Source organism: Agrobacterium sp. CFBP 3001 (assembly GCF_027871605.1).
Classification (GTDB): domain Bacteria; phylum Pseudomonadota; class Alphaproteobacteria; order Rhizobiales; family Rhizobiaceae; genus Agrobacterium; species Agrobacterium leguminum.
The window spans coordinates 72,483-98,651 of the sequence record NZ_JAQAHD010000001.1; the positions used below are offsets into that span (position 1 = coordinate 72,483).

The following is a 26,169-nucleotide window of genomic DNA, read 5'->3' on the forward strand; positions in this document are numbered from 1 at the left end:
AAGGGCATCCCAACTCTGGAGAGGAAGGGATGCCCGATTTATTTTCCATGTTGATTTGCGGCGACCGCATACCGCAAAGTAGGACCAATCCGTCCCATCGCATGCAAGACAACAGGAATCACGAAAATCATGAAATTCTCAATCGCAGAGGCGGAGGATCTCGTATCCTCTATCTTTGAGCGCAACGGCGTTCTGCCGCAAAACGCCCGTTCGGTGGCAAAGGCGCTCGTCGCCTCCGAAGCGGCCGGCCAGGGTGGTCACGGTTTTCGCCGCATCTCCGTTTATGTCCGGCAGGCGCGGGTTGGAAAGGTCGATGGCAAGGCGCGTCCGGTGGCGACCCGCGTGAAGCCGGGCGTGCTCTCGGTCGACGCCAATCACGGCTATGCCTATCCGGCGATCGATTGCGCCCTTGAGGAATTGCCGGACATGGTCCGGCAGCAGGGCATTGCGCTTGCGGCGATCCACCGCTCCCATCATGCGGGTGTCATGGCGCTGACCGTAGAGCGCCTCGCCGAAATGGGTTTTGTCGCACTCATGTTCGCCAACGCTCCGGCATCCATGGCACCTTGGGGCGGCAGCAAACCGCTTTATGGAACCAATCCAATTGCCTTCGCCACCCCCGTCGGCGGCGCCGATCCGCTGGTCATCGATCTCGCGCTCTCCAAGGTCGCGCGCGGAAAGATCATGGCGGCCCGCCAGAAGGGTGAAACCATCCCCGGCGACTGGGCGCTCGACCGAAACGGTCGGCCGACGACCGATCCCGAAGAGGCCATAGAGGGAACCATGGTGCCCGCAGGCGAGGCCAAGGGCGCTGCGCTGGCATTGATGGTGGAGATCATGGCCGCTGCGATTACCGGCGGAAACTTCGCATTCGAGGCATCTTCCCTTCTCGATGACAAGGGAGCACCACCCTCTCTTGGCCACACGATCATCGCCATAGACCCGGTATCGTCAGGCGGTACGGCCTTTACCGAGCGGCTGGGGCTCATAGCCGGCGAGATAGAAAAGCAGGAAAATGTGCGTCTGCCCGGCCGCCGCAGCCAGGGGATTCGCAAGCAGGCGCTGGAAAGCGGCATCGTGATCGAAAGCGATATTCTGGCCGAAATTAAATCGCTCTGATGCGACAATAAAAACCCGGCGGGTCGACTATGACCCGCCGGGCAAACCGTAAATGGCATGCTTTGCATTTGCGTCGATAGGGCCGGACATCATGTCCAGCCCGCTTTGGTCCGCCATCCCTCCATTGATATGGAAGGATTTTGACGCAGAAAGCCGCTCATTCGGTTTTCAGCTTACGGGAGGGGACGTTTCGCGTAAGCTTGGATGATCAGGTTGGCGATTATGCGTCCTGCACTATCAGGCCGCGCAGCAGGGCGATGCTGACGGCATTCAGCAGATTGGTGGCGCCCAATCTGTGGCGCACGCTTTCAAGAGTGTCCTTCACGTCCGCTTCGTCCGCGCCGGTTATCAGGGCGACGTGGGACGGATGCTTGCCCCGCGCGACCAGCCCCAGATAATGCCGCTCACGCTCCGAAAGGATGATTTCACGCGTCTGGCGATGTTCATGCGGCGTGTTTGAAGACATTTTCTTTCAGCCTTAAAAGAGATTGGCCTTCCCGGGGCACGATCAGTCAATGATTCATTCCCCGAAACCAGCTCGTTTACCGCTCTGTCTATACGCGAACAGAAACGCTAATTTCGCCAATAGGTTTCATCGGGCATTGGTAATTATGCAATAAGGGCCGCTTTCGCAGCCAGCCGATCCTGACGCGGACGCTCTATTCTGTGCACTGAAGGGAACTGCAACACCGATATCGCCAGAGACCACAATGGGTCTGGCGTGAAATGCAGCTTCAAAGCTCTGGAATGTTTTCGTCACACCCCGAAGGATATGCGGCGCTCTAATAGGCGATGTGCCTCACCGAGAGAATAACATCTCGCGCCAAGTTTTTCGTTTTATTGTTATGTTTCGGCACACAACGCGATGAGCGCCGACATATTTCTCAAATTTAATACATCATTTCGAAATATTGATGCCGTCAACATGTATCATCCGGCGGAATGATGCGCGTGTTTCTTGCGAATGTCGGTCGGTGTTGCCCCGAACCAGCGCGAAACGGAACGCGAAAACGCACCGGGTGTCGAATAGCCAAGCCTGTAACTGATGTCGGATACCGGAAGATCGCTTTCCACGAGGAGTTTGAAACCGGCATTTTTGCGAATGGCATCCTTTATCTCGTTGAGATTGGTGCCGAGCTCTGCGAGCCGCCGTTGAAAACTCCGTTCCGACAGGTTGAAATAGGGAGCGATCTCGCCGAGCGAAAGCTCGGCATCCGAGAGCCGCATCTGCATATACCGCTTCACCTGGTCAATGAAATGGGTCGCGTCCGCCGATGTTTCCGGTCGCAACATGCGGCATTGCAGGTTCATTAGCTCGAACAGCCGCTCATCCGCATTCGGATTGACCACATCGAGAAGCGGTACCGGCAGACGCATGGTATGGATCGGCTGGGAAAAACTGACGCGCCTGGTCATTCTTTCTTTAAATAGCTGAATATTATTCGGTTTCGGCCGCTCCAGACCGATCTCGATCTGGTTGATACGATCTCCGAGAATATCGCGGAGACGCTGTACCAGGACGGCGAGCGACAAATCCACATATTGATCGCGCTTGGCAATAACCGGCGCGAAGGACCATGACAGGGTTACCTGCGTGGCATCCGTTACCATGGTGAAATTGCTGTTATTGGTCGCGTAATAAACATGGTCCTGAAGAAAACGCAGGAACGCCCTAACCGTCGGTGCACTGATCAGCCCATATCCGAACGCGCCGGATGCACCCGCTGGAAAGGTGGAGGCGCATTGCAGACCGAAAGCGTCGTCGCCGGAAATCAGTGCACAGGTTTCGAGCAGCCGGGAAAATCTATCGAGGCTTATGCGTTCCGTCAGGCTGCTGAATATGGCTGGATCAATGTCCAGAGCCTTGCAGATCGGTGCGATATCGATGCCCCGTGACCGGGCATAATTGCTGACGCCGGCAGCCAGGCCGGCCACCACACTTATCTCGTCGCTGACCCTTTTCTCGGGCATCCCTCGCCTTGGCGTACCATGTTTGGAAATTGTCGCCTGATGGTAAGCCTTGAGAGAGCGTTTGTCGAGCAGCCCGGCTTCGGGATATTAAGTGCGACCGATGTCTGCGCTTTGCTCCAGCACCTGCATGATGGCTTGGCCGGCATCTTCGATAGCGCCGCTATTATCGACGGTCGTGACGTCGAAGTCTCCAGCGACTGTCAACGAACTGCGTTCCAGCCGCCGGAGAATATCGTCCCGGCTTTCCCGACCGCGCTGCTCCAGGCGCATTGCCAAAACCTCCGGCCGAGCGACGATGTTCACGACCTTGAGACGGGAAAAGGCGGTGCCGAAATGCGGCAGGGCGGAACGCGAACCGTTGGCGATGACCACGTCTCCCGCATTGAGGTGACGATAGACCGCGGCCGGGATGCCATATTTCAGCCCATGCGCCTGCCAGGACACCGCGAAGGCGCCCTCATCTTCCAGCCGGTTGAACTCGTGCATCGAAACGGCATCGTGGTTTTCACCCCCCGCATCGCCGCTGCGGGTAATGACGCGGCGGGTGAAGTGAAAGCCCGGCCGTCCGCACAATCGCGCTGCGGCATAGTCCATCAGCGTGTCCTTGCCGGCCCCGCTCGGGCCGACAATCACGATCATCGTGCCGGGCGATGCCGCGCGCCGGCTATCCTGCCCATCGTCGGTCATGCCACGCGCTTGCCCTGACGCCAGACGGAACGGGCGACCGGCACTCCGTCCTCGCGGTGAACCCGCACCAGATCGGCCCGCAATCCCGTCGCGATACGACCGCGATCGAGAAGGCCGACGGTGCGCGCCGGCGTGGCGGTGACCATGCGCAGCGCCTCCGGCAGGCTGATGGCTTCCACCTGATCGGCGAGCAGGAATGGCGCGAAGAGCAGGCTGAAGGGCACATAGTCGGAAGAAAGAACATCCAGCACGCCGATCTCGGCGAGGTCGCGGGCGGCGATGTTGCCGGAGTGGGACTTGCCGCGAACGATGTTCGGCGCGCCCATCAGCACGCTCATGCCGGCGCTGTGGGAGGCTTTTGCGGCTTCGACGCTGGTGGGGAATTCCGCCAGTTTCACGCCGTGGCCGATAGCTTCGCCGACATGCGCCTCGGTGGCGTCGTCATGGCTTGCGACGGTGATGCCGCGCTCGGCGCAGCGGGCCGCCAGATAATCGCGGTGCTTGGCGGAATATTCCGCCGACGCCGCCTGCCGGCGCCGCACGAACTCGGCGAAAGCCTCGTCGCTCAGCCCACGCTTCTTCTGGTAATAGAAGATATATTGATCCATCGACTGGAACTGGCGCTGCCCCGGGGAGTGGTCCATCAGCGAAATCAGCCGCACGCGCGGATCGGTTTCGAAGTCTTCGAAATGGTCCAGCACATCCGAGGAGGCGACTTCACAGCGCAGATGCAGCAGGTGATCCGAACGAAGGCGGTTCTGATCCGCCGCGGCCTCGATGGCGTCAGCCATTTCGCGCATTTCACCCTTCTTGAAGCCGCCGTCCTCATCCGAGCCGAGCCGCAGGCAGTCGAATACGGTGGTAATGCCGGAGGCGGCCACCTGGGCGTCATGGGCCTGAATGGCGGCGATCTTGTCCCAGATCACGCCAGGGCGCGGCGAATAATGCTGCTCAAGATGGTCGGTATGCAGTTCCACCAGACCCGGGATCAAATAATCACCTTCCAGGTCTTCGCCGGTTTTGGAAGCACCTTCGCTGATATCGGCGATCTTGCCGTCACGGATCAGGACGGAGCCCAGAATAATATCGTCTTCCAGAACGATACGGGCATTGGAAAGGGCGTGCTCGGTCATGGGTTCGCATCTTTCTTTGGTGGCTGGCCAAGGGGGTGCCAGCTATGAACGGTAAAGGGCGCCCCGCGCGTTTCTTCAATGAACAAGGCGAGGCCGGAAATGCTGAGAGGTCGATCGGTGAATTCGGAAAACCGCGCCGAAAGCACCTTGTGCATGGCGGGCTGCTCGCTCTCGTCGATGCGGCCGGTCAGCGTCATATGAAAACGGAAATCATCCATGACATGCGGATAACCCCAGAGAGACAGATTTTGCCGCTGGCTCTCCGTCAGCATCTGTGGCCGCCGACGGGCAATATCGGTCTCTGACAGGGGCGCGCGAAACCGGTCGAAATGATCGACGATCTCGGCGGCAAAATCCTGCAGCGGCTGATAGATGCGGTCCGGGACGAGTGCAAAAAAGGGCCCGAGCGCACCGACGACGACGCGCGGAATTTCGAAGGTGGACTGGCTGGCCGCGAAATCTTCGAAGGCCGTGAGCAGCTCCGCCTCGCTGTATTTTTCGGCAAGCTCGAAAGGAGCCTTCAGGGTCGCGTGGAAACCGTAACGGCGCGGCTCCTCCGTGATCTCGGCATACTCGTCGTGGTCGTCATGCAGCGTGCCGGAAAATGCGTTGCGGCCCAGCCAGCGTGACGCTGCCTCGGTCAGCGGGTGATCTTTAGCCGGAGAAAAATAGATGGCATAGCGCACGGCAAGCACTCTTCAGTGTCATGGGAGACCAGGGATGAGAAGCTATTTGGCGTGACTCGCCAGCTTCCCGCAAGGTCAGGAGTGCGAGGTAATTGGTTTCCGTGACAGAATGATGATGCCGAAGGAAAAAAGCGCATTGGAAATGCGGCAAGCTTCCTAATGTGCTGAAGACACAGGCGGACATGATGACGGCATACGGCCGGCCTAAATCGGGACTGCGCGGGTGTCTGGCGGAGATGACGAACATCGTTACGAGGTTCGTCATTCCATCCCTTCAGACCTAGTGTTGTGTTTTGCCGATCAGGCGTGAACGCAGCGAATTGGAGATGTGGTCGAACAGGAAAACGACGAAGAGGATGAGCAGGACCATATAGGCGACCTTGTCCCAGTCGGCATTGGTGCCCATCGCTTCCAGCAGTTTCAGACCGATGCCGCCGGCGCCCACCGCGCCGATGATGGTGGCGGAGCGGGTATTGCTTTCCCAGAAATAGAGTGACTGCGAAATGAAGACCGGCAGGACCTGCGGCAGCACACCGAAGCGGTTGACCGCAATCGGGGAAGCACCGACCGATTTGACACCCTCGCGTTGCTTGTCGTCGACATTTTCCAGCGCCTCGGCATAGACCTTGCCGAGCGCTCCGGTATCGGTGAAGAAGATCGCGGCAATGCCGGGGATCGGTCCGGGCCCGAAGCTGCGGGTAAAGAACAGCGCCCAGATCAGCATGTCGATGGAACGCAGGAAGTCGAATAACCGCTTCATGCCCCAGTTTGCGGCCTTGTTGGCGGTGATGTTGCGCGCGGCGATGAAGGCGAGCGGCAGGGCGACGAGCGTGCCGAACAGCGTGCCCACAAAGGCCATGACCAGCGTCTGCATCAGCTTGGAAAGAATATCGGCATGTTGCCAGACGCTGTTGTCGAGGAAATCATCCACCATGTGGCCGATATTGGAGCGCTCAGGATCGAGCCTTTCTCCCCACAGCGCGAGAGCGGCGAGTTCACCATAGCCCTTGCCCCAGAATTCCGATTTGGTGTCGAACAGGAAATTCGCCCATCCGAGGAACCGACGCTGGACATAGACCTGGCTGGTGCGGATTTCCGCCTGTCCGGCAAAACCAAAATGCACGAGAACCTTGTTGCCGTCCTGCTGGATTTCCTGCGGCACGTCGTCGGATGCCCGGGCCTGTTCTCCATTGATGATGACGGGATAATTCTTGCCGTCGACATAGACATCCACCCGGGTCGGGGTCACGTCGAGGCGGTTTTCCATGCCCGCATAAACGACGCTGTAGCCGCCATCCGGCAGGGGCTGCAGCCAGTCGATTTTTGCATCGACTGGATATTGCCCGCGGCTGGACCATTGCGGCTCCACCTTGCCGTCTTCGAAACGCAGGCGCGGCTGGGCACGCCAGGAATACCAGTCTTGAATATAGCTCGAGGCACGATCCCACCGGCCCTGCATGAAGGCCGGGCCGACGTTGAAGAAGAAAAAGCAGCCGATGAGATAGACGGTGACGGCGAGAAGGCCGACGAGCAGACCATATCGCTGCATGAAACCGCGATTGAACACGTGCGGATGCGCGGCCGTCAGCCTCTCACGGTCGGCGGTGTTGAGAATGAAGCTGGACGACATCAGGCCGCTCCCCGTCCGAATTCGAAGGATTGATGGCCGATCAGCCTGCGGCGCAGCCAGCCGGAAAACTGGTCGACGGCGATGATGGTGATCAGCAGAAGGATGATGATGGCATAGGTCTTCGACGCATGATCGTTACCGATCGACAGCCGGAAGACCTCGCCGATACCGCCGCCGCCCACGGCACCGATGATGGTGGAGGCGCGCACGTTGATTTCGGCGCGCAGCAGCGCGTAAGAGACGAAATTGGGCAGAACCTGCGGCACGATGGCGAAGCGCACCCGTTCCAGCCAGTTGGCGCCGGCGGCGCGCAGGCCTTCATCCGGCTTCATGTCGGCATTTTCCACCACTTCGAAGAACAGCTTGCCCAAAGCACCGATCGTGTGGACAGAAATCGCGATGATCGCGGCGATAGGGCCGATGGATAGAATGGCGGTCAACAGCCCGGCGACGACGATTTCCGGGAAGGCGCGCAGCACTTCCATGACCCGGCGCACGACCCAGCGCACGATCCCGGCACCGACGAGATTTGTGGAGGCAAAAAAGCACAGCACGAAGGCAAAACTGGTGCCGATGATTGTCGAAACCAGCGCGATGTTGAGCGTGATGATCAGCTGATAGATGAAATGCGGGATGTAGAAGCTGTCAGTGATGTAAACACGATCTGCGACGTAATTATATTTCAGCGAACCGTCCGCATAGGGTGACGGCAGGTCAAACATCGCCCGGAAAATTTCAAGCGGGCTGTCCGGCACGAAGGTTTTCATGAAGTCGAAGAAATAGGGCAGGCGCTCGAAGAATTTACCAGAATTGGCCGCGTTGGCAAAATTCAGGGAAGCGGCGAGGATGACGAGGAAGATCACAAGCGAAATAACGGTATAGATCCGTCTTGTCGCAAGCTGCTGTTGATAATGACGCATGACCGTCTGGGACGATGCGCTCAATCCCTTGGGGGAGAGGGTGCCATGATGCAGTGTGGTCGCCATGCCGCTTTTCCTTTATTGGCAAAAGCGGCGGCGCCGCAAGGCACCGCCGCTTCCGGGTATGATCGCAGGATCAGCCGCCGATAACGGACTTACGGGCGTCGATGATCGTCTGGTAGAAGGACGGATCGACCTTGATGTAGGCGGTGTTCTTGCCCTGGGTGAAACCCTGGAAGCAGGCCAGGTCCTTCTTCGGCAGTTCCATGAAGAAGTCTTCGACCTTCTGCTTCATCGCGTCGCCGAGCTTGTTCGTAACCATCAGCGGGCCGTTCGGGATCAGCGGCGACTTCCAGACTTCGACGATATCGTCCATGTCGAGGTTGCCCTTCTTGACCATCTGGTAGAGGTTGCCGGCGGTGTAGCCTTCTTCCCACTTGCCGACGCCCGAACCGAAGGTGGTACCGACGTCGAATTTCTTGTCGAGAACGGCGAGAACGAGGTTCTCATGACCGCCGCCGAAGCCGGTTTCGGAGAAGTATTCCTTCACCGGAACACCGGTTTCCTTCGGGATCGCCACGTTAGGAACGAGGAAGCCGGAGGTGGAGTCGGGGTCGGCGAAGCCGATCTTCTTACCCTTGGCGTCAGCCAGCGTCTTGATACCGCTGTCCTTGCGGGCAACCATGATCGTGTAATAACCGGTCGAACCGTCAGCGCCGGCCGTGGTCAGGATCGGATCGACGGCCTTCGGATCGGCAAGAGCGATCTTGGCGTAGGAGGACGCGCCCATGGAAGCGATGTCGATGGTGCCGCCGAGAAGACCCTGGATGACGCCGTTATAGTCCGGCGACGGGAAAACCTGAACTTCGGCAACGCCGGTCGCGGCCTTCAGGCCATCGGCAACGCACTTGGTGTTGCGGATCTGGTCGGCTTCGTTTTCGGAGCCGTCGAGACCGATGCGCAGAACCTTGACGTCCTGAGCCATGGCGGAACCGGCCAGAACGCCAAGCGCGACTGCCGAAAGAAGGACTTTCTTCAACATGGACTTTCTCCTGTTTCCCGGCGAGCCGGAGTTTGTTGTGAAGTATCGGCCCTTGACGCGGGCGCAAACGATGCTGAGCGGTTCCTCAGAGCCCGGCGAGAGCGAGCGGTTCGGGGCCGGCAGATTGCTGCACCGGACGCGCGGGAAGCTGCGCGCCGGGAATATTGATGCTGGTCGAGGTCATGGTCTCGTCGATGCCGGACCCTTGAGAATCGGTTCCGTAAATCTCCGTGACGGCCGCAGCCGTCAGCTCTGCCGGCGTTCCGTCGAAGACGACGCGGCCCTGAGACATGCCGATGATGCGTTCGCAATAATTGCGTGCCGTATCCAGCGTGTGCAAGTTGGTGATGACCGTGATGCCTTCGCGTTCGTTGATGTCGCGCAGCGCGTCCATTACGATCTTGGCGTTCAGCGGGTCGAGGGAAGCGATCGGCTCATCGGCCAGAACCATCTTAGGAGACTGCATCAGGGCGCGGGCGATGGCGACGCGCTGCTGCTGACCGCCGGAAAGCGTGCCGGCCGCCTGCATGGCCACATGTTCGATGCCAAGCCTTTCCAGGGCGGCGATGGCCATCAGGCGCTCGTCATTGGTGAAGATGTTGAACAGGCTGAGCGCCGTCAAGCGGTGGTTGAGGCGGCCGAGCATGACATTGGTGAGCACATCGAGACGCGGCACCAGATTAAACTGCTGGAAAATCATGGCGCAGTCGCGCTGCCAGCTGCGAAGCGCAGCACCCTTCAGCGCCGAAACTTCCGTGTCGTTGAAATGGATGGAACCCGAGGACGGATCAACGAGGCGGTTGATCATGCGCAGCAGCGTCGATTTTCCCGCACCCGAGCGTCCGATCACGCCGACCATCTGGCCCTGCGGAATTTCGACATTCACGGAATCGACCGCAGTGTGGTTGCCGAAACGGCGCGTGACTTGCTTCAGGTGAAAGCTCATTTCCCCGTCCAATCTTCTTTTTGACGGGGTTCGGCGTAACAGCGGTGCGTGAAGTGTGGATGTCAGTTTGATGAATAAAATATTACAGAATTCGCAGATACGACGCCCAGGGGTTCGCCGACAAAGCTTTCGGGAGGAATCTTGAGACCGTTCAAATCCGCGTGTCTTTTTTGATCGCATAAACAAAAATCCCGGGGGTACCCCGGGATTTGCAGGTGTTCGGCAGCAGGAGATTTCATCCGCCATATTTCGCGACGAAAACCTCGGCGTCCAGATTGCGGAAATCGTCGAGAGCGACGCGCAATGCCGCGTGATCCCAGTCCCACCACTTCAGATTATCCATTTGCCGGCCCAGTTCCGCCGGGAAGCGCTCCCTAATCAGCCGGGCGGGCACGCCGCCGACGATGGTATAGGGCGCGACATCTTTTGAGACGACTGCACCCGCCCCGATCACAGCGCCGTTTCCCACCGTGACGCCGGGCAGGATCGTCGCACCATGGCCGATCCATACATCATGGCCGATGACGACGCGCTTGGCGCGGCGGGCGGCAAAGAAGTCCGTCTCATCCTCCGCATCGTCCCAATAGTTGTTGGCACGATAGGTGAAGTGATGCAGCGTCGCCCGCTGCATCGGGTGATTGGTGGCATTGATGCGGACGGAGGCGGCGATGTTGACGAATTTGCCGATGGTGGCGCACCAGATCGCACCATCCTGCATGACATAGGAGTAGTCGCCCATCTCGACTTCCTCGATGCGGCAGCGTTCCGAAATTTCGGTATAGCGGCCGATCGTGGAGTTGCTGACACGGGCGGTCTCATGGATGACCGGTTCCAGACCCACCTTGACGCTCATGCCGCTGCTTTCCTGGGAGAAAACTGTGAGACGTCCAGAATGCGGTCGGCCACGGCCTCCCGCACCTCCTCGTCATGGAAAATGCCGAGCAGTGCCGTGCCCTTCTGTTTTTTCTCGACGATCATATCGACGACGACACGCCGGTTGAGGGCGTCCAGCGAGGCCGTCGGCTCGTCCAGAAGCAGAATCGCATGGTCGGTGATGAAGCCGCGGGCGATATTCACGCGCTGCTGCTCGCCGCCCGAGAAGGTTGCGGGCGGAAGCGACCATAGTTCCCGTGGCAGGTTGAGCTTCGAAAGCAGCATGGCTGCGTGTTCGCGGGCTTCATCGGCGGCAACCTTGCGCGCCAGAAGCGGTTCGGCGACGACATCTATGGCAGCGACACGCGGCACGGTGCGCAGGAACTGGCTGACATAACCGATGGTGCGGTGGCGGATATCGAGGATCGTGCGCGGCGAGGCGTTGCCGATATCGACGACCTGGCCCTCATGACGAACGAGAATCTGCCCGCTGTCGATGGCGTAGTTGCCATAGAGCATTTTCAGGATCGAGCTTTTGCCGATGCCGGAGGGACCGCCCAACACGACACATTCGCCGCCGCAAACGGAGAAATTGACATCGCGCACAACGGGCAATTCGATGCCGTCGCGAAGATGCATGGTGAAGCTTTTGAAGACTTCCGAAACGATAAGGGGCGTCGGCATGGCGTCAAACCTGCAGAATAGAGGAAACAAGCAATTGCGTGTAGGGCTCGCGCGGGTCGTCCAACACCCGGTCGGTCAGACCATGTTCGATGACGTCGCCGCCCTTCATCACCATCATGCGGTGGGAAAGCAGCCGCGCCACCGCAAGATCATGGGTGACGACGACGACGGCGAGACCGAGATCGTTGACGAGACCGCGGACCAGATCGAGCAGGCGCGCCTGCACGGAAACATCGAGGCCGCCAGTCGGTTCGTCCATGAAGACGAGGCGCGGCGAGGTGACGAGGTTGCGGGCGATCTGCAGGCGCTGTCGCATGCCGCCGGAAAAGGCGCGTGGTTGGTCGTCGATGCGGTCGGTGCCGATTTCCACCCGTTCCAGCCATTCGCTGGCCGATTGCCTGATATTGCCGTAATGCCGGTTACCGACGGCCATCAGCCGCTCGCCGACATTGGCGCCGGCCGAAACCGCCATGCGCAGCCCGTCCGCCGGGTTCTGGTGCACGAAACCCCAGTCGGTCCGCATCAGGAAACGCCGTTCGGCCTCGCCCATATGATAGAGGTCACGTACCGAACCGTCGCGCATGCGATACTCCACACTGCCCGCCGTCGGCATCAGCCGGGTGGAAATGCAGTTGAGAAGCGTGGTCTTGCCGGAACCGGATTCGCCGACGATGGCAAGCACCTCGCCCGGGTAAAGCTCGAAGGAGACATTGCGGCAACCGGCGCGGTCACCGTAATATTTGGAAACGTCCCGGACTTTCAGAAGCGGTGCGTCGCTCATTCTGCGGCCTCCTTCACATCCGCCAGCAGGTGGCCCTTGTGGCCATGGGCGCGGCGGTCCTCGCAATGGTCGGTATCGGAGCAGACGAACATCCGCCCGCCCTTATCATCAAGCACCACCTCGTCCAGATAGACATTCTCCGCACCGCACAGCGCGCAGGGCTTGTCGAAGCGCTGGATTTCGAAGGGATGGTCCTCGAAATCGAGGCTGACGACGTCGGTATAGGGCGGCACGGCATAGATGCGCTTTTCGCGTCCTGCGCCGAAGAGTTGCAGGGCGTCCGAGAGATGCATTTTCGGATTGTCGAATTTCGGGGTAGGCGATGGATCCATCACATAACGCCCGGCCACCTTCACCGGATAGGCGTAGGTGGTGGAGATACGGCCGTTGCGGGCGATATCCTCGTAAAGCTTGACGTGCATCAGGCCGTATTCCTCCAGCGCGTGCATGACTCGCGTTTCGGTCTCGCGCGGCTCGAGGAAGCGCAGGGGCTCGGGAATGGGAACCTGATAGACGAGGACCTGACCCGAATGCAGTTCTTCTTCGGGAATGCGATGCCGCGTCTGGATGATAGTTGCATCCTTGGTGCGGGTGGTGACGGCAACATTCGCCACCTTCTGGAAAAAGGCGCGGATGGAAACCGCATTGGTCGTGTCGTCCGCACCCTGATCGATAACCTTCAGCACATCGTCCGGGCCGAGAATGGAAGCGGTTACCTGCACACCGCCGGTGCCCCAGCCATAGGGCATGGGCATTTCGCGGGAAGCGAAGGGAACCTGATAACCGGGAATGGCGATGGCCTTCAGGATCGCCCGGCGGATCATTCGCTTGGTCTGTTCGTCCAGATAAGCGAAGTTGTAGGCAGCCAGTCCGTCGTCAAATGAAACTTCTTCAAGCATTGCGCGTTAGCCTTGTGAAAAAAGGAGTACAAGCTCATGGAGATTGGAATTCTTGCAGCCGTGTTCTTTGCTGTATTTGCAGCATCGACCGTCTTTTGCGCTTACTGGTTTGGCGAGCAGCACAGCCGCTGAGCTATTCGGCCGCATCGCCCAGCCACTCCGCGCCATTGGCGTTGATCGCCTCGAAATCGGCACGCATTTTCCTGACCAGACCGAGTTCGGCCTGAAAATCCACGTAATGCGGCAGTTTCAGATGTTCGACGAAACCTGTCGCCTGAACGTTGTCGGCGTGTGAAATGACGAATTCCTCGTCCTGCGCGGGGGCCACCACATCCTCGCCGAATTCGCCTGCCCGCAGCGCCCGGTCGACCAGCGACATGGCCATCGCCTTGCGTTCGCTCTGGCCGAACACCAGACCGTAGCCGCGTGTGAATTGCGGTGGCGCCTTGGCAGAACCCTTGAACTGGTTCACCATCTGGCATTCGGTAACCTGTATGTCGCCAAGCGAGACGGCAAAGCCGAGTTCTGGCACCTCCAGTTCCATCTCCACTTCGCCGATGCGGATTTCACCGACGAACGGATGGGTGCGGCCGTAACCGCGCTGCGTCGAATAAGCGAGCGCCAGAAGGAAACCTTCGTCACCACGTGCCAGCGATTGCAGGCGCAGGTCACGCGGCATTGGAAATTCCATCGGCTCCCGCGTTAGGTCGCCGGCAATATGGTCAGCCGGCATATCGCCGTCGGTTTCGATCAGTCCTTCTTGCGCCAGAATGTCTGAGACGCGCATGACATGTTCCGGCTCGCCTTCGCGCTGGGTGGCTGTCTCAACGGCCTCATCCTCGAGAAGCGAAGGATCGAGCAGGCGATGGGTGTAATCGAAGGTTGGCCCCAGCAATTGTCCGCCCGGCAAATCCTTATAGGTCGCGGAAACGCGCCGCTGCACCGTCATGTCAGCGGTATCGACCGGAACCGAATAACCGAAACGCGGCAGCGTCGTGCGGTAGGCGCGCAGCAGGAAGATGGCCTCAATCATGTCGCCGCGGGCCTGCTTGACGGCAAGGGCTGCCAGCGACTGATCGTAAAGAGACGCTTCCGCCATCACCCGGTCGACGGCGAGCGAAAGCTGCGAAACGATCTGCGAAACCGTCATCGCGGGCAGGTGGCGGTCTCCGCGCCGCTTGTCGGCCAGAAGCCGGTGGGCGTTGGCAATGGCGGTTTCCCCGCCTTTGACAGCAACATACATCTTACGCCTCCACGGGTTGAATGCGCGTCGTGCGCGGCAGGCAGACAAATCTGTCGGCGGATGTCAGGATGACGTCGACGCCGCGCGGAAAAATGGCGTTGTTCTCCGCCCACAGCCGCGGGAATATGTCCGGCAGGCCCGTGGGGCTGATGATGTTGACGTGACGGATACCGGGGCCGGAGAGCAGCAATTCCCGTCCTCCATCCAGATCAGGCAGCTCGATGATGAGCGTGGTGGAGCGGTCGGGATATTCCTGACTTCCCTGGGCGAAGAGACCGAAGGAGGCTATGGCGCTGCCCGCTTCGATGACGGCGAAATGCGCTGCGCTTTTTTCATCCGTCGCAACCGCGCCGGTATGAAATCCGATCCAGCCGGGGACGGTTGTTTTCCGCAGGGCGCCGCTCAGCCAGAACGGCGTATCGTGATCGCAGAGCGCCAGCAGAACCGCGCCGGTGGCGGGGGCGAGAGGCGATGGTGGGGCGACTGCGGTTTCGATTGTCTGCGGCGTGCCCGGCCGGGCCATGCCATCCATGAGTTTCTTGAAAATTCGTTGGGAATCGAAGACGGCGTCGGAAAAACCGCCCGTCAATGCTTCGGCCTTGACGCTCATCAATCTTCTCCTCGAACCATGGTGAAGAAATCGACCCGTGTTGCGGCGGTCTCTTTTGTCTTCCTGTCCTTATCCTCGGTCAGTCGTTTCTCGACCGGTGAAAGAAGCTCGGCCTCGACAAAGCCGCGGGTCGGGCTTTCCTGCCAGAGCGCATCGAAAACGGCGGCGTACCAGGCCTTCTTGCGGCCGGTGCCGAGAACATGGGCGTGACCGACGGTGCCCGAGGCAAGCTTGACGGTTGCCCGGGTCACGGTCGTCTCACCCAGATTGAAGGGCGCGCCGCCCCCGCCGATGCGGCCCTTGACCATGACGAGCCCGGTTTCCGGGCCGCGCACGTTTTCCGTCCGGGGGCTCTCATCCTGCCGGTTCCAGACGGTTTCGAGTTCCTGCACGGTGGCGCGGGCAAGAAGCGCCGCCACCCGCTTTCTGTCTGCATGCAAATCTGCAGTTTTGTGAATCATCGCTTGACCTCTAATGTCTATTGATATAGACAACTATACAATATAAGGTACATTTAACGTTAGTGAATGACAAGCGTGTGACATGGGCCCTTCGGCAGCGATGAAAAGAAAGAACGGCGTGGCGCTCTGGCGGCAGATCGCCGACAGGATCAGAGGCGAGATCGCGGCGGGCGATCACGATGAAACCGGCATGTTGCCGCCGGAAATGACGCTGGCCGAAAAATTCGGCGTCAACCGTCATACCGTCCGAAGCGCCATTGCCGCACTCGCCAGCGAAGGCATTCTCGAGCCGGTGCAGGGGCGTGGCACGATGATCGCCCGCAAGGAGCGCCTGAGTTTTCCGATTTCGCGGCGCACGCGGTTCACAGCGGGCATTGCCGATCAGGTCAAGGAAATGGAGGCCCTGCTTCTTTCCCACACAACCGAACCGGCCAATGCCGATCTGGCGGCGCGGCTGCAATTGCCGGCGGGTGCGCCGCTCATACGTCTCGAAACGCTGCGCAAGGCCGATAACCGGCCGGTGTCCCGCTCGACCACATGGTTTCCGGCGGATCGTTTCGCCGGAATAGGCGAGGCCTATCTTAAAAGTGGCTCGATTACGGCTGCCTTCAATATGCTGGGCGTGGCGGATTACGTGCGCATTTCCACCGTCATTTCCGCCAGCCATGCGGACACGCAGGATCTGGCCGATCTCGAATTGTCGCCGGGCGCGATCCTGCTTGTTACTCAAGCATTGAACGCCGACATGGATGGCGTACCAGTGCAATATGCCATCAGCCGTTTTTCGGCCGATACGGTCGAATTCACGGTGGAGAATTAAGCCGAAAGCTTACTCCGCCTGCGAAAGCCCCAGCACATCCAGCATCGAATAGAAGCCCGGCTTCTTGTCGAAGGCCCAGACGGCTGCAGCAATCGCGCCGCGTGCGAAAATGGAGCGGTCGCCAGCATAGTGCGAAAGCTCGACGCGCTCGCCCTCTCCGGCGAAGATCACAGAATGTTCGCCGATCACCGAGCCGCCACGCAGCGTGGCGAAACCGATGGTCCCGGCTTCACGCGCGCCCGTATGCCCGTCGCGCACGCGAACGGACGATGTAGTGAGGTCGACCTTGCGGCCCGCCGCCGCCGCCTCGCCGAGCAGAAGGGCGGTACCGGAGGGCGCATCCACCTTGTGCTTGTGGTGCATTTCAAGGATTTCGATATCCCAGTTCTGCGCATCCAGCGCCTGCGCTGCCTGCTGTGTGAGAACACTGAGCAGGTTGACGCCGAGGCTCATATTTCCCGACTTGACGATGCGGGCATGGCGCGACGCCGCCTTGAATTTTTCCTCGTCTTCCGCCGAGCAACCCGTGGTGCCGATGACATGCACGATGCGGGCCTGTGCGGCGAGGCCGGCAAAGGTGACGCTGGTTGCCGGCGAGGTGAAATCAATCACCCCTTCCGCATGCAGAAATGCCTGCAGCGGATCGCTGGTGATTTCGACACCGATCGGGCCAAGACCCGCAATCTCGCCCGCATCGCGGCCGACAAAGGCGGAGCCTTCGCGCGCGACGGCGGCATGCAGCTGGACGCCGGGGGTCTGGTGAATGAGGCGGATCAGCGCCTGTCCCATGCGGCCCGCCGCGCCGACCACCACCAGTTTCATGCCGCTGCTGCCCATGCTGTCACTCACTTTTCATCTCGGGCGGATCGAGATCCGCCGGTATCGGTCGATTGATGTTTTCAGCAGCGACGTTAAAGACCGCCCGCCTGCTTCGCAAGCATCACGTAAGAACAGGCCGGGCGATCAAGTCCTCCAGCGTCGTCCGTCCAGCGACAGGCCGAAATCGGACGGCGTTCTCGAATAGGTGGCAAGCCCGGAAAGCGCCGCCTGCGGATGGGTGACGACGAAGGTGGGAATGGTCCGCATCAGCGCGCTGTGCGGCGCCTTGTCTTCGAAGGCAGCCCGGAATTCCGGGCTCTTCAGCGCCGGAATGATCTTCTGCGAAATACCGCCGGCCAGATAGACACCGCCCTTCGCCATGAAGATCAGCGCGAGGTCACCGGCCACGCGGCCGAGATAGGTGCTGAAAAGGGACAGGGTCTCTTTCGCCTGCGGGTTCTCGCCCGAAAGCCCTTGAGAAGTAATGTCGGCCGGATCGGAAAAGACAGGCTCGATGCCATCGGCGGTGCAGACGGCCCGGTAAAGATTGACCAGCCCGCGCCCGCACAGGATTTGCTCCCCGGCGACACGGCCCTCGATGGTTTCGATATGCGGGAAAACCGCATAGTCACGCGCGCTTCTCGGGCCGATATCGATATGGCCGCCCTCACCAGGCACCGGGAACCACATATGACGGGCATAAACCAGCCCGGCGACGCCAAGCCCCGTGCCGGGTCCAAGAACGACGCGCGATGCCAGCACATCCTTACGGCCGGAGCCGATGGGTTCGCGGTTGTCGTCGTCAAGCGCTGCAATCGCCAGAGCCTGCGCCTCGAAGTCGTTGATGACGATGACATCCTTCAGGCCAAGATTGGCCAGCATGTCCTTTGGCTTGACGACCCAATGGCAATTGGTGAGCGGTATCTCGTCACCTTCGATCGGGCCGGCAATCGCCAGAATGGTCGAGACCGGCTGAAGCGAGGTCTTGTCCAGAACCGCCTGCTGAATGGCGTCGTCGATAGTCGGATATTCCGCCGTCTTCACGGTGGTGAGGTGCACCGGTTCGGCAAAGGAATCGATCAGAATGGAAAAGCGGGCATTGGTGCCGCCGATGTCGCCAAGAAGGATCGGAAAGGACAGATATTCGGTATCGGACGTCTTCGGCATTGCCTGTTCCATGTTGGGAGGTTCAGTTGGCGACGTGGAAGTCGATGAGATTTTCTGCGGTGGCGCGGTTGAGCGCCATGGGAATATCGTAAACCGTAGCAAGTCGCGTCAGCGCCTTCACATCCACATCATGCGGCATTGCCGTCAGCGGGTCGGTGAAGAAGATCAGCATGTCCACCTCGCCCGTGGCGATCATCGCGCCAATCTGCTGGTCGCCGCCGAGAGGACCGCTTTTGAGGCGAATGACTTCAAGACCCGGACAGGCTTCCTGTACCCGCCCGCCGGTCGTGCCGGTGGCGACGATCCTGAAACCGGCAAGCGCTTTCTGGTGATGACGGGCGAAATCCGCCATATCGTCCTTTTTCTCGTCGTGAGCGATGAGCGCGATACAGCGTTGTCCTTCCATGGTCCCAGCCCGTTCCATCAAGAATTAAATCGATTTGAAGCCTTCTATAGCAGCTTGCCGCCATTTGAAAAGGGAAGCTGTTGAATGCCTCATTTCTGTTTCAGTTCAATGTCGGGCGCTGGGTGGGAAGCGGAATATCCGAAGGCGGCTGCAGGGCGGGGGCCGCCTGAATGACCTGTTCCACGCTTTGCTGGCGCGTTGCCGGAGCAGGCGAATAGGCCTGGGCCGCAAGCCCCTCAGGATTGGCGGAAGGGGCGACAGCCACGGCGGCGCAGGCCGAGGGCAGATCGGAAACCATGACCGGGCGCGGTTTCACCGGCTTGGCATTGGGGTCCTTTTTCGGCGGCGCCCATGGTTCCTTGCTGAACCACCAGGCAAGCGACTTGTCGCAGCCGTCGCCTTTGCCCACGGCCGCCTGCGGCTTGCAGTTCGGCGCGCCGGGCGGGCATTCGAGCCGGATGTGGAAGTGCTCGTCATGGCCGTATATCGGCCTGATCTTGCCCATGAAGGTGCGGTCGCCGGTCCATGTCTGGCAGAGCTTCTGCTTGATGGCCGGGTTGACGAAGACACGCTCCACCTGCGGGTAACTTGCCGCCATCATCACCAGCCGGGCATTCAGCGGCGACCACTTGCGGTCATCGACCGTCAGGAACTTGCTCTTGTCCAGCATGGAGATGAAAGGCACGGTTTCGCGCTGCTCCACGCTCAGCCGCGGGGTCGGCATCGGTCGCCACCAGATGTCGACATCAAGGCCGATCTGGTGCGACGCATGGCCAGTCAGCATCGGTCCGCCGCGCGGCTGGGAAATATCGCCCAGCAGCAGGCCCGGCCAGCCGATCTTCTGCGCATCCTGCGAAAATTGTTCGAGGAAGGAAATCATCTGCGGCTGGCCCCAGCGCCGGTTGCGGGAAAGGCGCATGGCCTGCCAGCCGGGACCGTCCGTCGGCATGGCGATGGCGCCGGACTGGCAGCCCTTGGCATAGGAGCCGATCGGCTGCGAGCCCGTGGCGGAAGGCAGCGCCATGTGGCCGAACACCTCTTTCGCGGGCCTGTCCTCGGCCGATGCGGTTTCCATCTGCAACTGCAGCGCGGAGACGACCGAAATCGCCAGCATGGCCGCCTTGAAAACTCTCGATGATCCCGCCGTCATATCGTCGTGCCCGTCCGATCAGATGATTCTCTTCCCCTTAAGATAAACTGGAACGGGATTTTGTTGAAACCATGTTTCGCCCCGCCTGTTGCAAAGCGGGAGGATAAAGGCGCGGATAAAGAGCTTGTGAGCCAGCGCATCTGTTTTTTGCCAATCTTTGTTTTATGCTCTCTTCAACAAACGCGAAAACAGGGACATTCCCCCGATGAAATTGGCACCACTGAAATCCCGTCTCCTCATTGCTCTTGCGGCATCCGCCCTGCTGATACCGGCGGCGGCCTTCGCACAATCGGCCGATGTGTGGCGAAAGGGGATTTCGACGGTTGGGGAACTGAAACATCCCGATGGCTTCGATCATTTCGACTATGTGAACACCAAGGCGCCGAAAGGCGGCACCCTTCGCCTGTCGACGGCGGGCACTTTCGATACCCTTAATCCGCTGCTCGCCAAGGGCGAGGCGGCGACCGGCCTCTCGCTCGTTTTCGATACATTGATGAAATCGACGGAAGAGGAGCTGTCGGCTTCCTACGGTCTTCTGGCGGAGGGCGTGAGCTACCCGGACGATATTTCGAAAGCCACCTTCCGGCTGCGCGCCGAGGCCAAATGGGCCGATGGCAAGCCGGTGACGCCGGAGGATGTCGTCTTCAGCTTCGAAAAAGCGAAGGATCTGAGCCCGCAGCTAGCGACCTATTACACCCACGTCACCAAGGCGGAGGTGAGCGGCGAAAGGGACATCACCTTCACTTTCGATGAAAAGAACAATCGCGAATTGCCGCAGATTGTCGGGCAATTGCTGATCGTTCCCAAGCACTGGTGGGAGGCAGCCGGCCCGGATGGCAAGCCGCGCGACATATCGCGCGGCACGCTGGAGCCGGTGATGGGTTCCGGCCCCTACAAGATTGCCTCAGTCTCTCCCGGCTCGACAATCACTTATGAACGCCGCGACGACTACTGGGGCAAGGACGTCAATGTGAATGTGGGGATGAACAATTTCAAAACCATCGCCTACACCTTCTTTGCCGATCAGGATGTGGAATTCCAGGCGTTCAAGTCCGGCACCGTCGATTTCCGCCAGGAAGCCTCCTCCAGCCGCTGGGTCACGGGTTATGATTTTCCGGCAGTCAAGGAAGGCCGCGTCAAGAAGGAAGAACTGCCGAATATCTATCGCTCCGTCGGTATCATGCAGGCCTTTGTGCCGAACATGCGCCGCGAAAAGTTCCAGAACCCGAACCTGCGCAAGGCACTCAACTACGCCTTCGATTTCGAGGAGCTGAACCGCACGCTGGCTTACGGCCAGTTCCAGCGCATCAACAGCTTCTTCATGGGCAGCGAGCTGGCCTCTTCCGGCCTGCCGACCGGTCGCGAGCTGGAAATTCTTCAGGAACTGAAGGATCAGGTTCCGCCGGAGGTTTTCACGACAGAATATCGCAACCCGGTCGCGGGTGATCCGGCCAAGCAGCGCGACAATCTGCGCGAAGCGGTGAAGCTGATGAAAGAGGCCGGTTACGAGCTGCGCGGCAACCGCATGGTCAATGCCAAAACCGGACAGCCGCTCGATATGGAGTTTCTGATCGATTCCGCCGGCATGGAAAGAACCATCCTTCCCTATGTGCAGAATCTGAAGAAGATCGGCATCAACGCGACGATCCGGACCGTCGATGCCTCGCAATATACCAACCGCACCCGCAGCTTCGACTATGACGTGATCGTCAAGCTCTGGGCGACTTCGGCGAACCCCGGGAACGAACAGGCGGATTTCTGGGGCTCGGCCGCCGCTGACCGGCAGGGTTCCAACAATATTGCCGGAATCAAGAATCCCGCCGTCGACGCGTTGGTCAGGAAGGTCATATTTGCGCCCAACCGGGATGAACAGGTGGCCGCCGCACGCGCGCTCGACCGGGTGCTTCTGGCAAACAGCTATGTCATCCCGCAATTCTATCGCGGCGAGATGTTCATCGCCTACTGGAACACGCTTATCCGTCCGGAAAACCTGCCCCAATATGGTGTCGGTTTTCCCGATGCATGGTGGTCCAGCCAGGCCGGAAACTGACGCCGGCCTTGCTTTCGTGGCGAAGGCTTGATTCACATAGGGCGAGACGAATCGCTTAAAGCGCAGGCAGGCGCTTTCAGGAAAGGACCGGGTTTGACAGAAACGAAAACCGCTGACGTATCGGCCGGGAGCAGAGGCTGATGGGCGCCTATATCCTCAGACGTCTGGCGCTGATGATCCCGACCATCATCGGCATTATGGGCATTTCGTTTCTCGTCATCCAGTTCGCGCCGGGCGGGCCGGTGGAACAGGTCGTCGCGCAATTGACCGGGCAGGGCGACAGCGCCTCCGACCGGTTATCGGGCGGCGGCGATCTCATGGGCCAGTCCGGCGGTTTCGATGATAGCGGTTCGAAATATCGCGGTGCGCAGGGTCTCGATCCGGAACTGATCGCCAAGCTCGAAAAACAGTTCGGCTTCGACAAGCCGCCGCTTACCCGTTTTCTCGAGATGATGTGGAATTACATCCGCTTCGATTTCGGCGACAGCTTCTTCCGCAATTCCTCGGTGATCGATCTCATCATCGACAAGCTGCCGGTCTCGGCCTCGCTCGGCTTCTGGATCCTGATCATTTCCTACATCATCTCCATTCCGCTCGGCATCAAGAAGGCCGTGTCCGACGGCTCGACCTTCGATGTCTGGACCTCCGGCATCATCATCATCGGTTATGCCGTGCCAAGCTTCCTGTTCGGTATCCTGCTCATCGTCCTCTTCGCCGGCGGCTCCTTCTTCGACTGGTTCCCGCTGCGCGGTCTGGTATCGGATAATTTTGATCAGCTGAACTGGTGGCAGAAGATCATCGACTATTTCTGGCATCTGACCCTGCCGCTCATCGCACTGTCGCTTTCGGCCTTCGCGACGACGACGCTTCTGACCAAGAACTCCTTCATCGACGAAATCAAGAAACAATATGTCATCACCGCCCGCGCCAAGGGCCTTACCGAGCGCAGGGTTCTTTATGGTCATGTCTTTCGCAATGCGATGCTGATCGTGATCGCCGGTTTTCCCGGCGCCTTCATCTCGGCCTTCTTCACCGGATCGCTGCTGATCGAGAATATCTTCTCGCTCGATGGCCTCGGCCGCCTCGGTTATCTCTCGGTGGTCAACCGCGATTACCCGATCGTCTTCGGCACGCTCTTCATCTTCTCGTTGATGGGCCTGGTCGTCGGTCTCATTTCCGACCTGATCTATACATGGATCGATCCACGTATCGATTTCGAGCGGAGGGATGTGTGATGACACTTGCCCATGCCGCCGAAACGGAAACGCTGGTAAAACCGAAGCGCCCGTGGTTCTCGCCGACCACCAAGCGCCGCTGGCAGAATTTCAAGGCAAACCGGCGCGGTTACTGGTCCTTCTGGCTGTTCCTGATCCTGTTTTTCCTGAGCCTGATTGCGGAATTCATCGCCAATGACAAACCCATTCTCGCTTCCTACAAGGGCGAGTTGCTGGTGCCGGTCATGGTGGATTATCCGGAGGAAAAATTCGGCGGGTTCCTTGCCCAGACCGATTACAAATCCTCCTTCATTCAGGATGAGATCAACGCCAATGGCTGGATGATCTGGCCACCGATCCGCTACTCCTATCAGACGGTCAATTCCAATATTCCGCATTCGGCGCCGACCGCGCCCTTCTGGCTGATGGATAAAAAGGATCGCTGCTCGGCTTACCCGCAGGGCGATGCCGATCCCGGCTGCACGCTTGGCAATCTCAACTGGCTCGGAACCGACAATCAGGCCCGCGACGTCACGGCGCGGATGATCTATGGTTTCCGTATTTCCGTGCTGTTCGGCCTGACGCTGACCATTGCGTCGGCCCTTGTCGGCGTCACTGCCGGTGCGATCCAGGGTTATTTCGGCGGTTGGACTGACCTTTTGTTACAGCGTTTCATCGAAATCTGGTCGTCCATGCCGGTGCTCTACATCCTGCTCATCATCGCGGCCATCCTGCCGCCGGGCTTCTTCGTGCTGCTCGGCATCATGCTGCTCTTTTCATGGGTCGGCTTCGTCGGCATCGTGCGCGCCGAATTCCTGCGGGCCAGAAACTTCGAATATGTCCGCGCCGCCCGTGCGCTTGGCGTCGGTAACTGGACGATCATGTTCCGCCACCTTCTGCCCAACGCCATGGTGGCGACACTGACCTTCCTGCCCTTCATCCTCTCCGGTTCGATCACGACGCTCACCTCGCTCGATTTCCTCGGCTTCGGCATGCCGCCGGGATCGCCGTCGCTGGGCGAGATGATCGCGCAGGGCAAGAACAACCTTCAGGCCCCCTGGCTTGGCCTCACTGCGTTTTTCACCATGTCCATCATGCTCTCACTGTTGATTTTCGTCGGTGAAGCGGTGCGCGACGCCTTCGATCCACGCAAGACGTTCCGGTGATCGCCATGACGGAAACAAAGACCCAACCGCTTCTCTCCGTCCGCGATCTCTCCGTCGCCTTTCATCAAGGCGGCGCGACGAGCATCGCTGTCGATCATGTGTCCTTCGATTTGATGCCGGGCGAAGTCGTTGCCCTCGTCGGCGAGTCCGGTTCCGGCAAGTCCGTGACGGCGAACTCCATTCTCAAATTGCTGCCCTATCCGGCGGCAAGCCATCCCTCGGGGAAAATCCTGTTCGACGGCAAGGATATGCTGACTTTGCCGGAACGCTCCCTGCGCGCGGTCCGCGGCAACGACGTCACCATGATTTTCCAGGAGCCGATGACCTCGCTCAACCCGCTCCACACCATCGAGCGGCAGATCGGCGAGATTCTGGAACTGCATCAGGCAATCACCGGAGCGCAGGCACGGGCGCGCACGCTGGAACTGCTGCTGCAGGTGGGTATCCGCGAACCGGAAAAGCGCCTCAAGGCCTATCCGCATGAATTGTCCGGCGGCCAGCGGCAGCGCGTGATGATCGCCATGGCGCTTGCCAACCGGCCGAAACTGCTGATCGCCGATGAGCCGACGACGGCGCTCGACGTGACGGTTCAGGCCCAGATCCTCGAACTTCTGAGCGACCTCAAGACGAAGCACGGCATGTCCATGCTGTTCATCACCCACGATCTCGGCATTGTCCGCAAATTTGCCGACCGCGTCTGCGTCATGACCAAGGGCAAGATTGTCGAGACCGGCACAGTGGAGCAGGTTTTCAACGATCCGCAGCACGCCTATACGCGCCATCTTCTGGCGGCGGAGCCGAAGGGCGAGCCGCCACATTCCGACGCCAGCAAACCCGTGGTCATGCAGGGTGACGATATCAAGGTCTGGTTTCCCATCAAGGCGGGGCTGATGCGCCGGGTGGTCGACCATGTGAAGGCGGTCGATGGCATCGATATTACCCTCCGCGCCGGCCAGACGGTGGGCGTGGTGGGCGAATCCGGTTCCGGCAAGACCACGCTCGGTCTGGCGCTCTCGCGGTTGATTGCGTCTGAAGGGCGTATCAGCTTCATCGGCCAGTCGATCGACCACTATTCCTATGAAATGATGAAGCCGCTCAGAAACCGGCTGCAGGTGGTGTTTCAGGATCCTTACGGTTCGCTCAGTCCACGAATGTCGGTCGGCGAGATTGTCGCGGAAGGCCTGAAGGTGCATGAGCGGTCTCTGTCTGCCGACGAGCGCGATACGCGTGTCGCCACCGCGCTGGAAGAGGTCGGCCTCGATCCGGCCACCCGCTGGCGGTATCCGCATGAATTTTCCGGCGGCCAGCGCCAGCGCATCGCTATTGCCCGCGCCATGGTGCTGAAACCGCGTTTCGTCATGTTGGATGAGCCGACCTCCGCGCTTGACATGAGCGTGCAGGCGCAGGTGGTCGATCTGCTGCGCGATCTGCAGGCGAAGCACGAACTCGCCTATCTCTTCATCAGCCACGATCTGAAGGTGGTGAAGGCGCTCGCCAACGACCTGATCGTCATGCGCCATGGCAAGGTGGTGGAGAGCGGCCCGGCGGCGGAAATCTTCGCTGACCCGCAGCAGGACTATACCAAGGCGTTGCTGGCGGCCGCCTTCAACATCGAGGCGATGAAAACGAACGCTATAAGCCACTAGGCTGCATTGCTGTTTCTGTTAAGGTGATGATTTTTCTGTTGCTTCG

The 26,169-nt window shown here is 59.7% G+C and carries 26 protein-coding genes; 6 read left to right on the plus strand and 20 right to left on the minus strand.

The annotated features are described in order from the left end of the window. Positions 1-129: 129 nt before the first annotated feature. Positions 130-1,119 carry an Ldh family oxidoreductase gene (locus tag PH605_RS00345; RefSeq protein ID WP_142844210.1) on the plus strand — a complete coding sequence of 330 codons (990 nt, stop codon included), beginning with the start codon at positions 130-132 and terminating at the stop codon, positions 1,117-1,119. Positions 1,120-1,339: 220 nt separating this feature from the next. On the opposite strand, the gene PH605_RS00350 is transcribed toward PH605_RS00345, so the two are convergent. The 16 genes from PH605_RS00350 to phnG all read right to left on the minus strand — a co-directional run bounded on the left by PH605_RS00350 (position 1,340) and on the right by phnG (position 15,685). Beyond that, positions 1,340-1,585 (minus strand): LuxR C-terminal-related transcriptional regulator, encoded by a 246-nt coding sequence (locus PH605_RS00350; protein ID WP_142844208.1) that lies wholly within the window; start codon positions 1,583-1,585, stop codon positions 1,340-1,342. 464 nt (positions 1,586-2,049) lie between these two features. Next, a complete protein-coding gene (locus tag PH605_RS00355) occupies positions 2,050-3,090 on the minus strand; it encodes an AraC family transcriptional regulator (RefSeq protein ID WP_065654738.1) in 1,041 nt (346 codons plus the stop codon). Between the two features lie 87 nt (positions 3,091-3,177). Further along, positions 3,178-3,777, minus strand: a complete 600-nt coding sequence (gene phnN / locus PH605_RS00360; RefSeq protein WP_161987727.1) for a phosphonate metabolism protein/1,5-bisphosphokinase (PRPP-forming) PhnN — start codon at positions 3,775-3,777, stop codon at positions 3,178-3,180. Then, entirely contained in the window at positions 3,774-4,910 is a 1,137-nt protein-coding gene (locus PH605_RS00365; protein WP_078051431.1) for an alpha-D-ribose 1-methylphosphonate 5-triphosphate diphosphatase, read from the minus strand. Before PH605_RS00365 ends, phnN begins: the two co-directional genes overlap by 4 nt. Then, on the minus strand, positions 4,907-5,605 hold the full coding sequence (locus PH605_RS00370; RefSeq protein WP_161987725.1) for a DUF1045 domain-containing protein: 699 nt from the start codon (positions 5,603-5,605) through the stop codon (positions 4,907-4,909). Before PH605_RS00370 ends, PH605_RS00365 begins: the two co-directional genes overlap by 4 nt. Before the next feature lie 271 nt (positions 5,606-5,876). Beyond that, a complete protein-coding gene (phnE, locus tag PH605_RS00375; RefSeq protein ID WP_142844204.1) occupies positions 5,877-7,226 on the minus strand; it encodes a phosphonate ABC transporter, permease protein PhnE in 1,350 nt (449 codons plus the stop codon). Further along, entirely contained in the window at positions 7,226-8,212 is a 987-nt protein-coding gene (phnE, locus tag PH605_RS00380; protein ID WP_125145114.1) for a phosphonate ABC transporter, permease protein PhnE, read from the minus strand. The genes phnE (PH605_RS00375) and phnE (PH605_RS00380) overlap by 1 nt, the downstream gene beginning before the upstream one ends. A gap of 70 nt (positions 8,213-8,282) precedes the next feature. Beyond that, entirely contained in the window at positions 8,283-9,188 is a 906-nt protein-coding gene (gene phnD / locus PH605_RS00385; RefSeq protein WP_078051428.1) for a phosphonate ABC transporter substrate-binding protein, read from the minus strand. An 85-nt stretch (positions 9,189-9,273) separates the two neighbouring features. Beyond that, the gene (gene phnC / locus PH605_RS00390) at positions 9,274-10,134 is read right to left on the minus strand and encodes a phosphonate ABC transporter ATP-binding protein (RefSeq protein ID WP_142844202.1); all 861 of its coding nucleotides are present in this window, start codon (positions 10,132-10,134) and stop codon (positions 9,274-9,276) included. A gap of 235 nt (positions 10,135-10,369) precedes the next feature. Further along, positions 10,370-10,987 carry a transferase hexapeptide repeat family protein gene (locus PH605_RS00395; protein ID WP_142844200.1) on the minus strand — a complete coding sequence of 206 codons (618 nt, stop codon included), beginning with the start codon at positions 10,985-10,987 and terminating at the stop codon, positions 10,370-10,372. Beyond that, the gene (phnL, locus tag PH605_RS00400) at positions 10,984-11,691 is read right to left on the minus strand and encodes a phosphonate C-P lyase system protein PhnL (RefSeq protein WP_003524417.1); all 708 of its coding nucleotides are present in this window, start codon (positions 11,689-11,691) and stop codon (positions 10,984-10,986) included. The genes PH605_RS00395 and phnL overlap by 4 nt, the downstream gene beginning before the upstream one ends. 4 nt (positions 11,692-11,695) lie before the next feature. Then, positions 11,696-12,472: a phosphonate C-P lyase system protein PhnK gene (gene phnK / locus PH605_RS00405; protein WP_003524419.1), complete on the minus strand. Its 777-nt coding sequence runs from the start codon at positions 12,470-12,472 to the stop codon at positions 11,696-11,698. After that, positions 12,469-13,371, minus strand: coding sequence for an alpha-D-ribose 1-methylphosphonate 5-phosphate C-P-lyase PhnJ (locus PH605_RS00410; protein ID WP_065654731.1), 903 nt, complete (start codon positions 13,369-13,371; stop codon positions 12,469-12,471). The genes phnK and PH605_RS00410 overlap by 4 nt, the downstream gene beginning before the upstream one ends. A 133-nt stretch (positions 13,372-13,504) precedes the next feature. Continuing rightward, positions 13,505-14,614, minus strand: coding sequence for a carbon-phosphorus lyase complex subunit PhnI (locus tag PH605_RS00415; RefSeq protein ID WP_142844198.1), 1,110 nt, complete (start codon positions 14,612-14,614; stop codon positions 13,505-13,507). Position 14,615: 1 nt separating this feature from the next. After that, complete coding sequence (gene phnH / locus PH605_RS00420; RefSeq protein WP_161987723.1) at positions 14,616-15,224, minus strand: phosphonate C-P lyase system protein PhnH; 609 nt, start codon at positions 15,222-15,224, stop codon at positions 14,616-14,618. Further along, complete coding sequence (gene phnG, locus PH605_RS00425; RefSeq protein WP_065654728.1) at positions 15,224-15,685, minus strand: phosphonate C-P lyase system protein PhnG; 462 nt, start codon at positions 15,683-15,685, stop codon at positions 15,224-15,226. Before phnG ends, phnH begins: the two co-directional genes overlap by 1 nt. Before the next feature lie 82 nt (positions 15,686-15,767). Between phnG and phnF the strand changes: the two genes are divergently transcribed. Beyond that, positions 15,768-16,505: a phosphonate metabolism transcriptional regulator PhnF gene (gene phnF, locus PH605_RS00430; protein WP_142844195.1), complete on the plus strand. Its 738-nt coding sequence runs from the start codon at positions 15,768-15,770 to the stop codon at positions 16,503-16,505. Positions 16,506-16,514: 9 nt separating this feature from the next. On the opposite strand, the gene dapB is transcribed toward phnF, so the two are convergent. From dapB to mepA, 4 genes are all read right to left on the minus strand, one after another. Then, positions 16,515-17,342, minus strand: coding sequence for a 4-hydroxy-tetrahydrodipicolinate reductase (gene dapB, locus PH605_RS00435; protein ID WP_142844295.1), 828 nt, complete (start codon positions 17,340-17,342; stop codon positions 16,515-16,517). 126 nt (positions 17,343-17,468) lie between these two features. Beyond that, positions 17,469-18,491, minus strand: coding sequence for a glucokinase (locus tag PH605_RS00440; RefSeq protein WP_142844193.1), 1,023 nt, complete (start codon positions 18,489-18,491; stop codon positions 17,469-17,471). A 22-nt stretch (positions 18,492-18,513) separates the two neighbouring features. Next, entirely contained in the window at positions 18,514-18,897 is a 384-nt protein-coding gene (locus PH605_RS00445; protein WP_003524431.1) for a methylglyoxal synthase, read from the minus strand. A 100-nt stretch (positions 18,898-18,997) separates the two neighbouring features. Then, a complete protein-coding gene (gene mepA / locus PH605_RS00450) occupies positions 18,998-20,047 on the minus strand; it encodes a penicillin-insensitive murein endopeptidase (protein ID WP_142844191.1) in 1,050 nt (349 codons plus the stop codon). 205 nt (positions 20,048-20,252) lie between these two features. Between mepA and PH605_RS00455 the strand changes: the two genes are divergently transcribed. The 4 genes from PH605_RS00455 (at position 20,253) to PH605_RS00470 (ending at position 26,123) form a co-directional block, all read left to right on the plus strand. Beyond that, positions 20,253-22,097 carry an extracellular solute-binding protein gene (locus tag PH605_RS00455; RefSeq protein WP_142844189.1) on the plus strand — a complete coding sequence of 615 codons (1,845 nt, stop codon included), beginning with the start codon at positions 20,253-20,255 and terminating at the stop codon, positions 22,095-22,097. Positions 22,098-22,237: 140 nt separating this feature from the next. After that, a complete protein-coding gene (locus tag PH605_RS00460) occupies positions 22,238-23,332 on the plus strand; it encodes a microcin C ABC transporter permease YejB (protein WP_065654722.1) in 1,095 nt (364 codons plus the stop codon). After that, complete coding sequence (locus PH605_RS00465; RefSeq protein WP_142844188.1) at positions 23,332-24,477, plus strand: ABC transporter permease; 1,146 nt, start codon at positions 23,332-23,334, stop codon at positions 24,475-24,477. The genes PH605_RS00460 and PH605_RS00465 overlap by 1 nt, the downstream gene beginning before the upstream one ends. A 5-nt stretch (positions 24,478-24,482) precedes the next feature. Beyond that, positions 24,483-26,123 carry an ABC transporter ATP-binding protein gene (locus PH605_RS00470; RefSeq protein WP_142844187.1) on the plus strand — a complete coding sequence of 547 codons (1,641 nt, stop codon included), beginning with the start codon at positions 24,483-24,485 and terminating at the stop codon, positions 26,121-26,123. Positions 26,124-26,169 lie beyond the last annotated feature (46 nt).

Coding starts and splice junctions, on each gene's coding strand:
- PH605_RS00365 (WP_078051431.1), bottom strand. CDS start 4,910: ATGACCGAGCACGCCCTTTCCAATGCCCGTATCGTTCTGGAAGACGAT.
- PH605_RS00445 (WP_003524431.1), bottom strand. CDS start 18,897: ATGGAAGGACAACGCTGTATCGCGCTCATCGCTCACGACGAGAAAAAG.
- phnF (WP_142844195.1), top strand. CDS start 15,768: ATGGGCCCTTCGGCAGCGATGAAAAGAAAGAACGGCGTGGCGCTCTGG.
- PH605_RS00460 (WP_065654722.1), top strand. CDS start 22,238: ATGGGCGCCTATATCCTCAGACGTCTGGCGCTGATGATCCCGACCATC.
- dapB (WP_142844295.1), bottom strand. CDS start 17,342: ATGGGCAGCAGCGGCATGAAACTGGTGGTGGTCGGCGCGGCGGGCCGC.
- PH605_RS00395 (WP_142844200.1), bottom strand. CDS start 10,987: ATGAGCGTCAAGGTGGGTCTGGAACCGGTCATCCATGAGACCGCCCGT.
- PH605_RS00415 (WP_142844198.1), bottom strand. CDS start 14,614: ATGTATGTTGCTGTCAAAGGCGGGGAAACCGCCATTGCCAACGCCCAC.
- PH605_RS00470 (WP_142844187.1), top strand. CDS start 24,483: ATGACGGAAACAAAGACCCAACCGCTTCTCTCCGTCCGCGATCTCTCC.
- phnG (WP_065654728.1), bottom strand. CDS start 15,685: ATGATTCACAAAACTGCAGATTTGCATGCAGACAGAAAGCGGGTGGCG.
- phnK (WP_003524419.1), bottom strand. CDS start 12,472: ATGAGCGACGCACCGCTTCTGAAAGTCCGGGACGTTTCCAAATATTAC.
- phnD (WP_078051428.1), bottom strand. CDS start 9,188: ATGTTGAAGAAAGTCCTTCTTTCGGCAGTCGCGCTTGGCGTTCTGGCC.
- PH605_RS00345 (WP_142844210.1), top strand. CDS start 130: ATGAAATTCTCAATCGCAGAGGCGGAGGATCTCGTATCCTCTATCTTT.
- PH605_RS00455 (WP_142844189.1), top strand. CDS start 20,253: ATGAAATTGGCACCACTGAAATCCCGTCTCCTCATTGCTCTTGCGGCA.
- phnE (WP_125145114.1), bottom strand. CDS start 8,212: ATGGCGACCACACTGCATCATGGCACCCTCTCCCCCAAGGGATTGAGC.
- PH605_RS00410 (WP_065654731.1), bottom strand. CDS start 13,371: ATGCTTGAAGAAGTTTCATTTGACGACGGACTGGCTGCCTACAACTTC.
- mepA (WP_142844191.1), bottom strand. CDS start 20,047: ATGACGGCGGGATCATCGAGAGTTTTCAAGGCGGCCATGCTGGCGATT.
- PH605_RS00350 (WP_142844208.1), bottom strand. CDS start 1,585: ATGTCTTCAAACACGCCGCATGAACATCGCCAGACGCGTGAAATCATC.
- phnH (WP_161987723.1), bottom strand. CDS start 15,224: ATGAGCGTCAAGGCCGAAGCATTGACGGGCGGTTTTTCCGACGCCGTC.
- PH605_RS00465 (WP_142844188.1), top strand. CDS start 23,332: ATGACACTTGCCCATGCCGCCGAAACGGAAACGCTGGTAAAACCGAAG.
- PH605_RS00355 (WP_065654738.1), bottom strand. CDS start 3,090: ATGCCCGAGAAAAGGGTCAGCGACGAGATAAGTGTGGTGGCCGGCCTG.
- phnL (WP_003524417.1), bottom strand. CDS start 11,691: ATGCCGACGCCCCTTATCGTTTCGGAAGTCTTCAAAAGCTTCACCATG.
- PH605_RS00440 (WP_142844193.1), bottom strand. CDS start 18,491: ATGCCGAAGACGTCCGATACCGAATATCTGTCCTTTCCGATCCTTCTT.
- phnN (WP_161987727.1), bottom strand. CDS start 3,777: ATGACCGACGATGGGCAGGATAGCCGGCGCGCGGCATCGCCCGGCACG.
- phnC (WP_142844202.1), bottom strand. CDS start 10,134: ATGAGCTTTCACCTGAAGCAAGTCACGCGCCGTTTCGGCAACCACACT.
- phnE (WP_142844204.1), bottom strand. CDS start 7,226: ATGTCGTCCAGCTTCATTCTCAACACCGCCGACCGTGAGAGGCTGACG.